3 protein-coding genes are annotated in these 1,438 nt (G+C 55.8%); 2 read left to right on the top strand and 1 reads right to left on the bottom strand.

The features are described from left to right. Positions 1-173: 173 nt before the first annotated feature. On the top strand, positions 174-431 hold the full coding sequence (locus B3520_RS00490) for a DUF4404 family protein (protein WP_024459926.1): 258 nt from the start codon (positions 174-176) through the stop codon (positions 429-431). Between the two features lie 63 nt (positions 432-494). Here B3520_RS00490 and B3520_RS00495 read toward each other — a convergent pair whose 3' ends face one another. Beyond that, a complete protein-coding gene (locus tag B3520_RS00495) occupies positions 495-725 on the bottom strand; it encodes a hypothetical protein (protein ID WP_024459927.1) in 231 nt (76 codons plus the stop codon). Positions 726-968: 243 nt separating this feature from the next. Between B3520_RS00495 and cueR the strand changes: the two genes are divergently transcribed. After that, a complete protein-coding gene (gene cueR, locus B3520_RS00500; RefSeq protein WP_286804734.1) occupies positions 969-1,373 on the top strand; it encodes a Cu(I)-responsive transcriptional regulator in 405 nt (134 codons plus the stop codon). Positions 1,374-1,438 lie beyond the last annotated feature (65 nt).

Raw genomic sequence — 1,438 nt, forward strand, 5'->3', positions numbered from 1 at the left:
TCTCACAAGGGTTTACCGCACAGCGCCCCTCAGTGCCAAGGGTTGCGCATTAGCCGTAGGGTGGAGCAGAGCGCAGCGTTATGGTTCGTCATCCACCAATAAGCACGCAAGGTACAGTCGAATACAACACTGCAAAGTCAGCGAAGCAAGTTAACCCAAAAAACGAGGTCTTTATGCCCCAGGAAAAAGCCAGAAGTCTGATTACCCAGTTGCATGAGATGTACGGCAACGAGGAGCCCAGTGAGCAGCAGAAGCATTTGATGGAGCAGTTGGAGTTGCACACCCATCCGAAGGGGGCGAAGGATCAGTACGGTGAGCCGGTGCCGTTGGATACTCTGGAGTTGTTGGTGGAGGAGATGGCGGCGGAGCATCCGCGTACGGCGGCGGTGATGCGGGAGATTCTGGAGACGCTGAAGAATATTGGTGTTTGAGCCCGATTCGGCAGGTTGCGTGCAAGGCGCAATCTGCCGGTTATTGAGCGTATGCCCCGCGGATCACACGGCCCAGGCGAGGGCGACGCCAGCGCGTTCGAGGTAGATGTACTCGGTTTTCTCTGTGGCCGGGTGGCAGGGGTGGCGGAAGTGGTGGTGGTCTTTGGTTGACCCCATGTACTCCCAGGCCTGGCCGGCGAATTCACAGATCGGATCGCCCTGATTCAGGCGGTCTTCCGCAAGTTGATCCCACATGGTTTCCCACTCGGGACTGGTCATACTCAGGTATTCCATGGCGGCCACTCCGGCTCGGTGTTTAATGTCTAATCTAGACTTTTCATTCTATTTGTCAAATATAATTTGTAAGTCTTTGATGTGGATAGCAAAAATGCCGTTTAAGTGTGCGCCTTGTCACACTGTTCTCGAGGAGGTTTCTGGCCAGTATTGATCAATAAGTAGTCAGGCGCCATTTTAAAGGTTATAGTTAGTGTAATCTTTGCCGGGCCAATTGACCGGCAGTGTTTAAGAGGAGGTTGGATGAATATTGGTCAGGCGGCGGAGCGCAGCGGGTTGAACCCGAAGACGATCCGTTATTACGAGAGCATCGGGTTGGTGTGTCCGCACCGGGCGGCCAATGGTTACCGGGATTACCGGCAGGCGGATGTGGAGCAGCTTCAGTTTTTGCAGCGTGCCCGGGCGGTGGGATTTACGTTGGATGAGTGCCGGGAGTTGCTGGATCTTTACCGGGACCCGCACCGGCGCAGTGCAGAGGTCAAGGCGCTGGTGTTGGAGCGGGTGGCGCAGGTGGATGAACAGCTGGCTCGCCTGGAGGCGATGCGGGATACCCTGGTGACCATGGCGGAGCACTGCGCCGGGGATGATAACGCGGAGTGTGCGATCATTGATTCTCTGACCCAACCAATGCCCTTTAAGCTTGTTTAGCGTCAGGACCGACTGAGTGGCAGCTGGTTCGGGACGATATATGCGTAGGTCGGATTAGCGCAGCG

Origin of the sequence: Marinimicrobium sp. UBA4509, assembly GCF_002388575.1 — a bacterium.
Classification (GTDB): Bacteria; Pseudomonadota; Gammaproteobacteria; order Pseudomonadales; family Cellvibrionaceae; genus Marinimicrobium; species Marinimicrobium koreense.

Excerpts from the sequence above, each read along its gene's own strand:
- B3520_RS00490 (WP_024459926.1), top strand. The coding sequence starts at position 174 with ATGCCCCAGGAAAAAGCCAGAAGTCTGATTACCCAGTTGCATGAGATG.
- B3520_RS00495 (WP_024459927.1), bottom strand. The coding sequence starts at position 725 with ATGGAATACCTGAGTATGACCAGTCCCGAGTGGGAAACCATGTGGGAT.
- cueR (WP_286804734.1), top strand. The coding sequence starts at position 969 with ATGAATATTGGTCAGGCGGCGGAGCGCAGCGGGTTGAACCCGAAGACG.